The 12933-nt window shown below is 72.6% G+C and carries 11 protein-coding genes and 1 tRNA gene; 6 read left to right on the forward strand and 6 right to left on the reverse strand.

Going from position 1 to position 12933, the window contains the following annotated elements:
- Window positions 1-165 precede the first annotated feature (165 nt).
- The gene (locus tag ACGFZK_RS24520; protein WP_393851003.1) at window positions 166-1614 is read left to right on the forward strand and encodes an amino acid permease; all 1449 of its coding nucleotides are present in this window, start codon (window positions 166-168) and stop codon (window positions 1612-1614) included.
- A 106-nt stretch (window positions 1615-1720) separates the two neighbouring features.
- On the opposite strand, the gene ACGFZK_RS24525 is transcribed toward ACGFZK_RS24520, so the two are convergent.
- Together ACGFZK_RS24525 and ACGFZK_RS24530 are read right to left on the reverse strand one after the other, a co-directional pair.
- Window positions 1721-3490 (reverse strand): SpoIIE family protein phosphatase, encoded by a 1770-nt coding sequence (locus ACGFZK_RS24525; protein ID WP_393851004.1) that lies wholly within the window; start codon window positions 3488-3490, stop codon window positions 1721-1723.
- Window positions 3491-3607: 117 nt separating this feature from the next.
- Window positions 3608-3991 carry a hypothetical protein gene (locus ACGFZK_RS24530; protein ID WP_393851005.1) on the reverse strand — a complete coding sequence of 128 codons (384 nt, stop codon included), beginning with the start codon at window positions 3989-3991 and terminating at the stop codon, window positions 3608-3610.
- 115 nt (window positions 3992-4106) lie between these two features.
- Between ACGFZK_RS24530 and sigJ the strand changes: the two genes are divergently transcribed.
- Entirely contained in the window at window positions 4107-5069 is a 963-nt protein-coding gene (sigJ, locus tag ACGFZK_RS24535) for an RNA polymerase sigma factor SigJ (protein WP_393851006.1), read from the forward strand.
- Between the two features lie 629 nt (window positions 5070-5698).
- On the opposite strand, the gene ACGFZK_RS24540 is transcribed toward sigJ, so the two are convergent.
- Window positions 5699-5786: transfer RNA gene (locus ACGFZK_RS24540), tRNA-Leu, on the reverse strand.
- 167 nt (window positions 5787-5953) lie between these two features.
- On the opposite strand from ACGFZK_RS24540, the gene ACGFZK_RS24545 reads away from it, so the two are divergent.
- The 3 genes from ACGFZK_RS24545 (at window position 5954) to ACGFZK_RS24555 (ending at window position 8655) form a co-directional block, all read left to right on the forward strand.
- On the forward strand, window positions 5954-7279 hold the full coding sequence (locus tag ACGFZK_RS24545; protein WP_393851007.1) for a M20/M25/M40 family metallo-hydrolase: 1326 nt from the start codon (window positions 5954-5956) through the stop codon (window positions 7277-7279).
- A 129-nt stretch (window positions 7280-7408) separates the two neighbouring features.
- A complete protein-coding gene (gene chpH, locus ACGFZK_RS24550; protein ID WP_393851008.1) occupies window positions 7409-7642 on the forward strand; it encodes a chaplin ChpH in 234 nt (77 codons plus the stop codon).
- Window positions 7643-7806: 164 nt separating this feature from the next.
- Window positions 7807-8655 (forward strand): chaplin, encoded by an 849-nt coding sequence (locus tag ACGFZK_RS24555; protein ID WP_393851009.1) that lies wholly within the window; start codon window positions 7807-7809, stop codon window positions 8653-8655.
- A gap of 39 nt (window positions 8656-8694) precedes the next feature.
- Here ACGFZK_RS24555 and ACGFZK_RS24560 read toward each other — a convergent pair whose 3' ends face one another.
- Complete coding sequence (locus tag ACGFZK_RS24560) at window positions 8695-8883, reverse strand: DUF5703 family protein (protein ID WP_030009118.1); 189 nt, start codon at window positions 8881-8883, stop codon at window positions 8695-8697.
- Window positions 8884-8930: 47 nt separating this feature from the next.
- On the opposite strand from ACGFZK_RS24560, the gene ACGFZK_RS24565 reads away from it, so the two are divergent.
- Window positions 8931-9587 carry a hypothetical protein gene (locus tag ACGFZK_RS24565; protein ID WP_393851010.1) on the forward strand — a complete coding sequence of 219 codons (657 nt, stop codon included), beginning with the start codon at window positions 8931-8933 and terminating at the stop codon, window positions 9585-9587.
- Window positions 9588-9648: 61 nt separating this feature from the next.
- Here the strand turns inward: ACGFZK_RS24565 and ACGFZK_RS24570 are convergent, their stop codons facing one another.
- Together ACGFZK_RS24570 and ACGFZK_RS24575 are read right to left on the reverse strand one after the other, a co-directional pair.
- Window positions 9649-11886 (reverse strand): helix-hairpin-helix domain-containing protein, encoded by a 2238-nt coding sequence (locus ACGFZK_RS24570; RefSeq protein ID WP_393851011.1) that lies wholly within the window; start codon window positions 11884-11886, stop codon window positions 9649-9651.
- The gene (locus ACGFZK_RS24575; protein ID WP_393851012.1) at window positions 11883-12866 is read right to left on the reverse strand and encodes an aldo/keto reductase; all 984 of its coding nucleotides are present in this window, start codon (window positions 12864-12866) and stop codon (window positions 11883-11885) included. The genes ACGFZK_RS24570 and ACGFZK_RS24575 overlap by 4 nt, the downstream gene beginning before the upstream one ends.
- Window positions 12867-12933: the final 67 nt, after the last annotated feature.

Below are 12933 nucleotides of genomic sequence, written 5' to 3' on the forward strand. Positions count from 1 at the left end.
CGTCGGGGGCTTCGGCGTGCGGGGGGTGCTTTTGGAGGGGAGCAGAGCCTCATGGTCTCCTGTTGCGACCAAACCACCCGGATCGCAGCACAGGGGACACCACCCAGCTCCCCTGCGCGGCGGTCGGGGCACTGCCTTGTCCCACCCACGAAGGCGAAGTCCTACATGAGTGACCTGAGTGAGCGCACCTTGACCGAGGCTCCCGCCCCGGCGCCGACCCGCCATGTCGACGCCGGTGACGAGGGCTACAGCAAGGACCTCAAGTCCCGCCACATCAACATGATCGCGATCGGCGGGGCGATAGGCACCGGCCTGTTCCTCGGCGCCGGCGGCCGCCTCGCCGGCGCGGGTCCCTCCCTCGCGATCGCCTACGCAGTGTGCGGAGTCTTCGCCTTCTTCGTCGTGCGGGCCCTCGGCGAGCTCGTCCTGTACCGCCCGTCCTCCGGTGCGTTCGTCTCGTACGCGCGCGAGTTCATGGGCGAGAAGGGCGCCTACACGGCCGGCTGGCTCTACTTCCTGAACTGGTCCACCACCACCGTCGCCGACATCACGGCCGCCGCGACCTACGCCCACTTCTGGTCGATGTTCACCGACGTCCCCCAGTGGGTCCTCGCCTTCATCGCCCTCGCCATCGTGCTCACCGCCAACCTGATCTCGGTGAAGTACTTCGGCGAGATGGAGTTCTGGTTCTCGCTCGTCAAGGTCGCCGCCCTCGTCGTCTTCCTGATCGTCGGCATCTGGCTCGTCGCCACCAGCCACGACATCGGCGGCAGCACCCCCGGCCTCGCCAACATCACCGACAACGGGGGCCTCTTCCCCTCCGGCGTCCTCCCGATGCTCCTGGTGATCCAGGGCGTGGTCTTCGCGTACGCCTCCGTCGAGCTCTGCGGAGTCGCCGCCGGCGAGACCGAGAACCCCGAGAAGATCATGCCGAAGGCGATCAACTCGATCATGTGGCGCGTGGGCCTCTTCTACGTCGGCTCGGTCGTCCTCCTCGCCCTCCTCCTGCCGTACACCGCGTACAGCTCGGACCAGAGCCCCTTCGTCACCGTCTTCGACAAGCTCGGCGTCCCCGGCGCCGCGGGCGTCATGAACCTCGTCGTCCTGACGGCCGCCCTCTCCAGCCTGAACTCCGGCCTCTACTCCACCGGCCGCATCCTGCGGTCGATGTCCCTGGCAGGCTCCGCCCCGAAGTTCACCGGCGTCATGAACAAGGGCAAGGTCCCCTACGGCGGCGTCCTGTTCACCGCAGCCTTCGGCATCGCGGGCGTCGGCCTGAACTACTTCATGCCCAAGGACGCCTTCGAGATCGTCCTCAACTTCGCCTCGCTCGGCATCCTCGGCACCTGGGCCATGGTCATGCTCTGCTCGCTCCACTTCTGGCGCCGCGCCCAGCAGGGCCGCCTGGAGCGCCCGTCCTACCGCCTGCCCTGGGCCCCGTACACCCAGCTGGTGACCCTCGCCTTCCTCCTCACGGTGCTGGTCCTGATGTGGTGCGACGGCGGAGTGGGCCGCACCACGGTCCTCTTCGTCCCGGTCATCGGCGCCGCCCTGGTCGGCGGCTGGTACCTGGTCCGCGGCCGGGTAGCCGAACTCGCGGCAACCCGCCGCTGACCCCGCGACCGTCTGCGAAGGCCCCCGCGCCGGACCCCGTCCCGCGCGGGGGCCTCGAACCGTCCGGCCCGAGCCCGGAACGACCTGAGCCGCCCGGGCCGCCCCTCTAGCCTCGGCGCCGGCCTGCCGTGCGGGCGGCGAGGAGGGTGACGTCGTCCTCGGCGTCCGTGACGCGGAGGGCCGCGAGGACCGTGTCGATGACCTCCGGCAGTGCCCCGTCAGCGGGCAGGGCGATGCCGGTGAGGCGGCGGAGCGAGGTGTCGATGTCCTCGCCGCGGCGTTCGACCAGGCCGTCCGTGAACAGCATCAGGACGCACCCCGGCTCCAGCGTGAAGGAGGCGTTCTCGTAGCGGCCGTAGCCGGTGCCCAGGGGCGGCCCTACCGGTACCGGCGCCAGGAACGGTCCCTGCTCGCGGCCGATGACCATGGCGGGCAGGTGCCCGGCGCTCGCGTGGACGCAGGTCCCGGCGGCGTGGTCGACCAGCACGAGCAGGCAGGTGGCCACCCGGTCCAGGCCGCCGGCGAAGACGACCCGGTCCGCCTCGCGCAGGATGTCCGCAGGCGGGTGCCCGGACGCGGCGAGCGCGCGGATGAGGGAGCGGTAGTGGCTCATCGCCACCGCCGCCTCGACCCCGTGGCCCATGACATCGCCCATCACCAGCAGGGTCCGGCCGCCCGGCAGGGCCAGGCAGTCGAACCAGTCCCCGCCCACCAGGACGCCCGTACCGGAGGGCAGGTAGCGGGAGGCCACCTCGAGGTCGTCGTGCGGGAAGGTGGGCTCGGACAGCAGCGCCTGCTGGAGTTCGAGCGCCATCCCCTGCTCCCGGGCGAACCGCTCGGCCTTGGCGAGGCTGGTCGCCGCCCGCTCGGCCAGGGTCCGGGCCACGACCACGTCCTCGCGCCCGAACGCCGGGGAATCCCCGGCACGCACCAGGGTGAGCGTGCCGATCGGACGGTCCTGGGCGATCAGCGGCACCACGACACCCGAGTGGATGCCCGCCTGCCGGTACGCGGCGACCCGGTCCGCGCTGGGCGCGGCCCGGCTGAAGGCCTCGTCGGAGGAGAAGTTCCCCAGCCACGGTTCGCCGCTCTCCAGGCACTGCCGGACGGCCGAGCCGCACTGGTGGTCCACGTACTCCCCGGCCGCGCCGAGCGCCCGTACCCGCGCGGAGAGGTCCCGTACCGACGTCACCGAGACACGCCGCAGCCGCAGGGAGCCGTCGCCGGTCGGCTTCCCGCCCGGCCCCTCCCGCGGGATGAGCTCCACACTCGCGGCGTCGGCGAGTCCCGGAACCAGGAAGTCGGTCAGCTCACGACAGGTGGTGTCCACGTCGAGCGTGGTGCCGATCCGCACGGAGGCCGTGTCCAGCAGGAGCAGGCGCCGATTGGTGCGCGACAGCTCCCGCTGCCGCTCCCTGGGCGCGCTGACCTCGAGGCCGATGCCCACCACCCCCAGCACCCGCCCGTCCTCCTCCAGCCGGTGATAGGTCCCCCGCCACACCCGCGACGCGTACGGGGAGTCGGCCCGGGTGCGGCCCTCCAGGATCAGCTCCCTCGGCTGCCCGTCCCGCAGCACCTGGTGCAGGACCTCGTCGGGGCGCTCGACGTCCGGCAGCACCTCGCCCAGCGTCCGCCCCAGCAGCGCCTGGGCGGGCAGGCCGTTCATCACCGCCATGTGCGGGCCGACGTACAGATAGCGCAGTTCGGCGTCCAGCACCGCGATCCCGGCCCGGGCTCCGTCGAGGATCTGCCGCAGCAGCCGGTACTCGCGCACCAGCCGGTCCACATCGGACGGGTCGCCCGCCAGGGCGGCGGCGACCACCTCGTCCGCGTCCTCGCCGAACAGCCGACGCGGGCCGGCGCCCTCAGCCCACATCACGGGACCTCCCTCAGCCGGTCTGCCCCTCCGATGTGGTCCCAACATAACAACAGAGCAGGTCAGGGCGATATTGCGTCGCTCTGACCTGCTCCGTTGCACGTGTGCCAGGTCCGGTCAGGGGCGGCGAGCGGACGGGCCGCGGCCCAGTACCAGCAGGCTCAGGGCGAACATCAGGACGCCGAGCGGGACGTGGACCGACGGAACGCGTGCGATGCCCAGGACCACCTGCACCGAGGCGAGCACGAGGAAGCCCGACGCGTACAGGATGGGCCGCGGCGACCCGCCGCCCGGCCGCCACGCCAGCACCGCGGCGAGTACGTACAGCATCGACGCCCCGTACATCACGCGCGCGCCGACCCCGTGCAGCAGCTCGCCGTGGGCCGACGTCAGCAGCAGCCCGGCGGTGACCGCCTGGAAGAAGATCGCCAAGGTCTGCAGGGCGACCGCGACCTGCAAGAACGTGAAAGAGCGCGGCTTCTGCGTCGTCAGTGTGGCCATGGTGCGGCCCCCTCTTCTGCCTCACGGCGTCGATCTATAAGGTCTCGGTAGTCCGACGACGTGGGCCCGCGGAATGTGAGGCGGGGCGCCGGAGGGCGGACCAGGGGGAGCAGTTGTGAGCACGAGTACGTCGGCCACCGTGGGGGGCGGCCGGTCCGAGCCGGATCCGAGCGCGATCGTCGGCGAGCGCCGGCACCTCACCAACCTCGCCTACCGGCTGCTCGGTTCGCTGGCCGAGGCCGAGGACGCCGTACAGGAGACCTACGCGCGCTGGTACGCGATGCCGAGGCAGCGGCAGGAGGCCGTCGAGTCGCCCGGTGCCTGGCTGACGACGGTGGCCGGCCGCATCTGCCTGGACCTGCTCGGCTCCGCGCGGGTACGGCGCGAGCGCTACGTCGGCGCATGGGTCCCCGAGCCGCTGCCCGACCGTACGGAGTGGACCGGCGGGCCGGACGACCTCGCCGACCCCGCGGACCGGGTCGCCCTGGACGAGTCGGTGAACATGGCCTTCCTCGTCGTACTGGAGTCGATGACACCGGCCGAACGCGTCGCGTTCGTCCTGCACGACGTCTTCCGGTACCCCTTCGGCGAGATCGCGGCGATCGTCGGCCGCACACCGGCGGCCTGCCGCCAGCTGGCGACCTCGGCCCGCCGGCGCGTGCGTGCCGCGCAGGTCCCGACGGCCGCGGCACCCGGACAGGCCGCTCTGGTACGGGACTTCAAGGAGGCGTGGGAGGCAAGGGACATCAGGGCCCTCGTGGATCTGCTCGCCCCCGGCGCCGCGATGATCGCCGACGGCGGCGGACTGGTCGGCGCCGCCCTGAAGCCGATCGAGGGCAACGAGCGGATCGCCGAGTACCTGATCCACATCGCGGACAAGGCCCCTGGACTGACGCTCCTGGAACGGTCGGTCAACGGCCGGCCGGGCCTCGTCGCCCGGCACACCGGGGTCACCGTGACCGTCGCGGCGTTCGAACTCACCGAGGGCCGCGTCACCCGCATCTGGGCGGTCCGCAACCCGGAGAAGCTCCGTCCGTGGAACGAAAGAGCCGGTCAGGGCGACTTCGCATCGCCCTGACCGGCTCTTTGTGTCGACGTAGCACCAGGTCCTCCGTGCGGAGAAGCCCCGCTTACGGCGGGGCTTCTTCGTGACCAGACCGGGCCAAGATCGTTCGCAGGCCATGAACCACACGAAGCGAGTACTCGTCACGATCGCCCTCGCAGGCGCCACCGCCACGATGGGGGGAGTCGCTCAGGCCGCTGAGAGCGCCCCCCTGCCCCTCCCCGTCGCGTTGAATGCGCAGGGCATCGTTGCTCCGCTCCAGGGCGCTCTCCCTGCCCAGATCGCCGGCCCGGTTGCTCGTACGGTCGATGCGCCACTGGCGATCTTGGATCTTCTGACGGGGAGCCTTCAGGGCATTCCGGGTGCGCCTCGGTAGCGTCGCGCTCGAATCACCCCCCGGCCCGGGCCTGGAGGGACTTCTCCGTGACGGTCGACACGCGTGGTCGTGGCAGACCGTGAAGATCCAGCGTCCCCATCACGCGCCCCTCCTGGCCCGAAGCGAGGAGGGGCTTCGTCTTGCCTGTGCACCCGCCAAGGACCCGGTGGAGGTGGTGCACGCGGAACAGGCGGCCGGGGCGACGCGAGCGGTTGGTCACGCCGCAACCCCGGAAAGCAGAAAACCCCACACGAAGTGGGGTCTCAGCTGGTGTCCGAGGGGGGACTTGAACCCCCACGCCCGATAAAGGGCACTAGCACCTCAAGCTAGCGCGTCTGCCATTCCGCCACCCGGACAAGGTGTCTGTCTCGCGTCCCTCGCGGGCCGTTCCGACGTGGAAAACATTACCAAACATTCCGGGGTCCTCGATCACACCCCCGGACGACCGGGGATCGCCCTTGGGGAGAGCGGTCAGGAGCGGGAGGATGGGAACGTTCGGTACCGATCAGTGGGAGGAAGCAGCGTGAGCGAGTCGAGCGCGGGCAGGACCGTCTCCGGTGAGGACGAGGTAGTCGACCTCTGCCGGGACCTCATCCGGATCGACACCAGCAACTACGGAGACCACTCGGGTCCCGGGGAGCGCAAGGCGGCGGAATGGGTCGCCGAGAAGCTCGCCGAGGTCGGGCTGGAGCCGCAGATCTTCGAATCGCACAAGGGGCGCGCCTCGACCGTGGCGCGGATCGAGGGCGAGGATCCCTCGCGGCCGGCGCTGCTGATCCACGGGCACACGGACGTGGTTCCGGCCAACGCCGCCGACTGGACGTACGACCCCTTCGCGGGCGAGATCGCCGACGGCTGCGTGTGGGGCCGCGGCGCCGTCGACATGAAGGACATGGACGCGATGACGCTGGCCGTCGTACGCGACCGGATGCGCAGCGGGCGCAAGCCCCCGCGGGACATCGTGCTGGCCTTCCTCGCCGACGAGGAGGCGGGCGGCATCTACGGCGCCCGGCACCTCGTGGACAAGCACCCGGGCCTGTTCGAGGGCGTCACCGAGGCGATCGGCGAGGTCGGCGGCTTCTCCTTCACGGTGAACGAGAACCTGCGGCTCTACCTCGTGGAGACCGCGCAGAAGGGCATGCACTGGATGCGGCTCACGGTGGAGGGCACCGCGGGCCACGGATCCATGACCAACAGCGACAACGCCATCACGGAGCTGTGCGAGGCCGTGGGCAGGCTCGGCCGCCACCAGTGGCCGGTGCGGGTGACGAAGACGGTGCGCAGCTTCCTGGACGAGCTCTCGGACGCACTCGGGACCCCCCTGGACCCGGACAACATGGACGCGACGCTCGCCAAGCTCGGCGGCATCGCCAAGATGGTCGGCGCGACGCTGCGCAACTCGGCCGCACCGACGATGCTCGGCGCCGGCTACAAGGTCAACGTCATCCCCGGCCAGGCGACGGCCCACGTCGACGGCCGCTTCCTGCCGGGCTACGAGGACGAGTTCTTCGCCGACCTGGACCGGATCCTCGGCCCGCGCGTGAAGCGGGAGGACGTGCACGGGGACAAGGCGCTGGAGACGGACTTCGACGGCAGGCTGGTGGACGCCATGCAGGGCGCCCTGAAGGCCGAGGACCCGATCGCGCGGGCGGTCCCGTACATGCTCTCGGGCGGTACGGACGCCAAGTCCTTCGACGACCTCGGCATCCGCTGCTTCGGCTTCGCGCCGCTGCAGCTGCCGCCGGAGCTGGACTTCGCCGGGATGTTCCACGGCGTGGACGAGCGGGTGCCGGTCGACGGACTGAAGTTCGGTGTGCGGGTGCTCGACCGATTCATCGACAACGCCTGAGATTCGAGAAGGTGTGCGCATTCCACTGAGAAGAGTGAATGCACTCATACGCTCGTAGCCCCGGTGATCCCTCCTCGTTACAGGTGTTGCGGTCCGCGGCTGGGACCGCATTGCCTACTAGGAGGAACAATGATCAAGAAGGTTGTCGCCGCTGCGGCTGCCACCGGTGGCCTGGTTCTCGCGGGTGCGGGCCTGGCCCACGCCGATGCGGCGGCGCAGGGTGCGGCCATCGGCTCGCCCGGTGTCCTGTCCGGCAACGTGCTGCAGGTGCCCGTCCACGTTCCCGTGAACGTCTGCGGTAACACGGTCTCCGTCATCGGCCTGCTGAACCCGGCCTTCGGCAACACCTGCGTCAACGCCTGACGCATCTGAAGTCTTCGGCCCCGGAGCGCATCCCAGCGCTCCGGGGCCACCGGGCTTTCCGGCCCGGATTCCTCCCACTTTCTTGGGCGTACCGGGCGGGGGAGCCCGGACGGCCGGGCCATCGGGGCGATGGCCGAAACGCACACACCAGGGGACGAGTACAGATGCGACGACCGGCACAGGTCACCAGGAAGACCCTGATCACCATGGCTGCCGCGGGGGGTGTCCTCGCTCTGGGCGGGGGCTACGCACACGCGGACTCCGGGGCCTCGGGGCACGCGGCGAACTCACCGGGCCTGCTGTCCGGGAACACCGTGCAGGCGCCCGTGGACGTACCGGTGAACGCCTGCGGGAACACGATCACGGTGGTGGGAGGCCTCAACCCGGCCTTCGGGAACCACTGCGTCAACGGATCGGGCCACACCAAGCCGCCGAAGCCGAACCACCCGGGCCACCCCGGCAGCCCCGGGCATCCGGGCCACCCGGGCGGCGACGACGAGCCGTGCGACGACCACCCGGGGAACCCCGGCAACCCGGGTAACCCCGGCAACCCCGGCAACCCGGGTAACCCCGGCAACCCGGGTAACCCGGGTAACCCGGGTAACCCGGGTAACCCGGGTAACCCCGGCAACCCGGGTAACCCGGGTAACCCCGGGAACCCGGGTAACCCCGGCAACCCCGGTAACCCCGGCAACCCCGGTAACCCCGGTAACCCCGGGAACCCGGGTAACCCCGGCAACCCTGGGAACCCTGGGAACCCCGGCAACCCCGGTACTCCGGGCACCCCCGGTACTCCGGGCACCCCCGGAAACCCCGGCACGCCCAGCAATCCCGGCAACGGTTCCGTCACCCCGGTCACGAACCCCGGCCCCGGGACCGGGAACAACCCGGGTCAGGCCGGCAACCTTGCCGCCACCGGCTCCGGGGACGTCCTCACCGCCGGTCTCCCGCTCGCGGGTGGCCTGCTGCTCGCCGGCACCGTGCTCTACCGCCGGTCCCGCAACGCCGCCTGACGGACACTCACGGCGCGGGCCCCGCCCCCGGGGCCCGCGTCACCAGGTCGCGCGGACCTGACGGATGATCCGGCGGCGCAGTCGCACACGGCGACTGCCGTCCCGGTACAGGCTGAGCCGGTCGAGTTCCCAGTTCCCGTACTCGGCATGGTCGGTCAACAGGCGGGTCGCCTCCTTGCGAGGAACGCCGCGGGGCACGTACACGTCGACAAATTCGTATTCCGGCATCGCATCTATTGTGCGGGCAGAGGCCTGCTACGGATAGCGTCTGCTCTATGTCTGATGCCGCTCTTCCCACTGTTGCCGAGGTACGCGCCGCCGCCGAGGCGGTCAAGGCCGCGCTCGACCGTCACCTCGCCGCGGTCGAGCGCAGGATCGGGGACGAGGACCCCGACGTCTACGCCGCGTTCAACGAACTCGCCGCCGCGTCCGAGGTGTACGACGAGCTCCTCTACGACCGCTACGACGAGGTCACCCCGTTCGAGATCCCCACGCCCGAGGACGGCGTGCCGTACACCGGTCCCGCCGAGCCCGCCGCCTTCAGCGTGCTCATCCGCCGCGACTACGCCGTGGTCGAACCGGCGCGGCTGATCGCCCAGGCCGAGCGCGTCGCCGCGCACGACCGGGACGCCGACTTCGTCCAGGACGGCGGCAGCGCCGACGCGCTGGGCGTCCTCTTCGGGGAGTACGAGCCCGACGAGATCGCCTCCCGCTACAAGGACTTCGGGCTGGAGGAAGGCGACTCCACCCTCTGGATCGCGGCCTCGGAGGAGGTGGCGGAACCGGGGGAGTGGCTCAACTCGCCCTTCGGGCACATCGATCCGCAGGACGTGCTGCACCGGTTCGACGTCAGCTCCGTCTTCGACGAGGAGGCCGACGAGTTCGACGAGGACGAGGAGGAGGCCGCCGAGCCGGGGCTGACCCGGGCGTGATCGCGGCCCCACATGCCGGACACCGTGGCCCCCGCCCTCCCGGGCGGGGGCCACGGCCGTCTCACTCCGGCTGCCGGCCCGCCGTGGCCAGGGCCGTCAGCAGGCCCGTCAGCCGTGTCGTACGCGGCTTCGCCGGTACCTCGGCCACCGCGCGCGGCAGCGCCTGGTCGACGCCGTGCACCACGGACAGGTGCCGCTCGCCCCGCCCGAACGCCGTGTAGACCCAGTCCCGCGACAGCGCCTGCGCCGCGTCGCCCGGCAGGACGACGACCACCGCCGGCCAGCGCGTGCCCACGGCCTGATGTGCCGTCACCGCCCAGCCGTGCCGCACCTGGGACTCGACGAGGTCCTTCGGTACGACGATCCGCGCGCCCGCGCGGTCCAGGTGCAGGCCCTCGGCGTCCGCCGACACCACCCGGGCCGGCAGGGCCCGCCCGGCGGACGGGACGTGGACGACCCGGTCGCCGGGGTCGAAGCCGCCGAACCGGCCGGGGCCGGGGTTCAGCCGCTCCTTCAGGGCGGCGTTCAGCGCCCGGGTGCCGGCCGAGCCGCCGTGGCCAGGGGTGATCACCTGCACGCTGTCCGCCGGGATCCCGAAGGCCCGCGGCACCGACTCGGCCACCAGCTGCACGGCCCGGTGCACGGCCTCCCCGGCGTCCTGCACCGGGACGATGACGACCTCCTTGCCGGGGGCCTCGACCTGGTTCAGCTCCCCGATCCCGACCCCCGAGACGAGCTCGCCGAGAGGGCCCGGGTCGGGGGTGCGGGAGACCAGCTGCGGGCAGGTACGGGCCGCCAGCACATCGCCGAACACCCGTCCGGCCCCGGCGGATCCGAGCACGCCGGGGTCCCCGGAGAGCACCAGACGGGCCCCGTCCGGTACGGACTCCACCAGCGCGGCCGCGGTTTCCACGTCCAGCTGCGGCGCGTCCAGCACCACGAACAGGTCCAGCGCGAACTGCCCGTCCGCGTCCCGCCCCGGCCCCTCGGCCCCGGCCAGCAGCCCCGCCACGGTCACCGCGTCCGGGCCGCCGGGGGCGTGCGCGGCCAGACAGACGCGCAGGCCCAGCTCCCGGGCCGCCGCGGCCAGCGCGAACGGCTCGGCGCGGGCGGCCTCGCCGCCGGTGTGGGTGACCAGGCCGTGGCTCGCGACCGTGCGGATCAGTTCGGCGGCGGACGGGCTCGGCGCGGCCGCGGCGGCCCGCTCCCAGTCCGCGTCCGCGGAAGCGTCGAAGGTGCCGGCGGCGAGCCGCGCCAGGCCGTCGGCCAGGCTCTCCTCGGCCATGGCGGCGCCCTCGAGGCCCACGACCACGCGTACGGGCTGCTCCTCGTCCTCGCCGACCGGCGGCCCCAGGGGCTCGTGGAAGACCAGCACCGAGCCCTCGGCGATGGCCTGTTCCAGCGCATCGGCGGGAGCCGGTACGCCGTACTGGGCCAGGGCCTTCTCCAGCACCGGAGCCTCCAGCGCGGTGTGCCCCTTCAGCCCGGCCTGGGTCAGCAGCCAGCCCACCAGGACGGTGGTGCGGCGCTCGTCCCCCGGGCCGGCCTCGGAGCCCAGCAGGGCCCGCGCGAAGCCGTCGGCCTGGGTCGGGCGCACGCCGGGCACCGACAGCAGCCGCCAGGGGTTCTCGGCGAGCTGCCCCGCGGCGTCCTCGCCCAGGGCCGCCGCGGCGGGGGCGGCCAGGGTCTCGGGGGCGCCCCCGCGGGCCAGTACGGTCCGTACGGTGTCGACGGCGTCGGCGGAGGGCGCGGTCGCCGGCGCCGGTGTGGTGCTGCGGGGGGCGGGGGGCGCGGCGGGTGCCCTGCGGGGCGCGGCCGGTGCCTCGTCGAAGTACACGGCGGGGGGATTCGCGCCGCCCTCCACGGCCCGTACGGCGGCCAGCAGGTCGGCGGCCTTCCCGCTGAGCTTGGCTCCGGCCTCGACGGGTCCCTCCCGCTCGGCCTTGCGCCGGGCGATCCGCTCCCGCTCGATCTTCTGGGCGGCCAGCTCGGCCTGCGCCTCGTTGAGGGCGGGCGATGCCTGGCCCACGGCGTCGGGCCGGGACTCGGCCCCTGCGGGGCCGTCCCCCTCCCCGCCCCCTCCCGAAACCGGGGGCTCCGCGACTGGCCCCCCGTCCCCGGCTTCGCCTTCGGCAGCGGCGTGGCTCTCCGCGCCCCCCGCGCCCTCGGCGGGGCCGGGCTCGTGCGCGTCTTCCGTGGACGCCGGGCCCGGGGCCGCTTCGGCGGCTGCGGACGGCTCGGCCTTCGGGGCGGCCGGGTCTTGCGCGGCGGCGGTGTCGGCCTGAGGGTCCGTGCTCACAGCGTGCTCCAGTCCTGGTCGGGGTAGCGGTGCACCGGAGCCGAAACATCGTCCAGCGCCCGGCAGATCTCCACCGGAAGACTAAGGGCCTCCACCGACAGTGCCGCCGCGAGCTGCGCGGACGTCCGCGCGCCGACGATGGGCGCCACCACCCCCGGCCGGTCCCGGATCCACGCCAGGGCCACCTGGAGCGGGGTCACGGCCAGCCCCTGGGCCGCCGTCACCACCGCGTCCACGATCCGGCCCGCGGCCTCGTCCAGGTACGGGTCCACCAGGGCCGCCAGGGACTCCGAGGCGCCCCGGGAGTCCGCCGGAGTGCCGTCCCGGTACTTGCCCGTCAGCACCCCGCGGCCCAGTGGCGACGAGGGCAGCAGGCCGATCCCGAGGTCCAGCGCGGCCGGCAGCACCTCCCGCTCCACCCCACGCTGGAGCAGGGAGTACTCCATCTGCGTCGAGGCAATCCGGGTGCGCACCCCGGGGGCCGCGAGCTGCCAGGTCGCCGCCTTCGCCAACTGCCAGCCGCAGAAGCCCGCGAGCCCCGCGTACCGGGCCCGCCCGCTGCTCACCGCCAGGTCCAGCGCCTGCAGGGTCTCCTCCAACGGGGTCGCCGGGTCGAAGGCGTGCACCTGCCACAGGTCGACGTAGTCGGTGCCCAGCCGGTCCAGCGAGGCGTCCAGGGCCGCCAGCAGGTGCCCGCGCGAGCCGTCGAACCGCCGGTCGGGGTCCGGCACACTGCCCGCCTTGGTCGCGATCACCAGGTCCCGGCGCGGGACGAGCCCGTCCACCAGCCGTCCGAGGAGGTACTCCGCCTCACCGCCGCCGTACACGTCGGCGGTGTCGACGAGCGTGCCGCCGGCCTCCCAGAAGGTCTTCACCTGCTCGGCGGCGGCTTCCTCGCCGGTGTCACGGCCCCAGGTGAGGGTGCCGAGGCCGATCCGGGAGACGCGCAGTCCGGTGCGGCCGAGATGCCTCTGCTCCATGAGCGCTGAGACTACTGGGGCGCTGACGCGGAGGACCCTGGCGCGCTACAGTCCCCGCACACCAACG

The organism is Streptomyces sp. NPDC048257, assembly GCF_043201855.1.
In the GTDB taxonomy this organism is placed as follows: domain Bacteria; phylum Actinomycetota; class Actinomycetes; order Streptomycetales; family Streptomycetaceae; genus Streptomyces.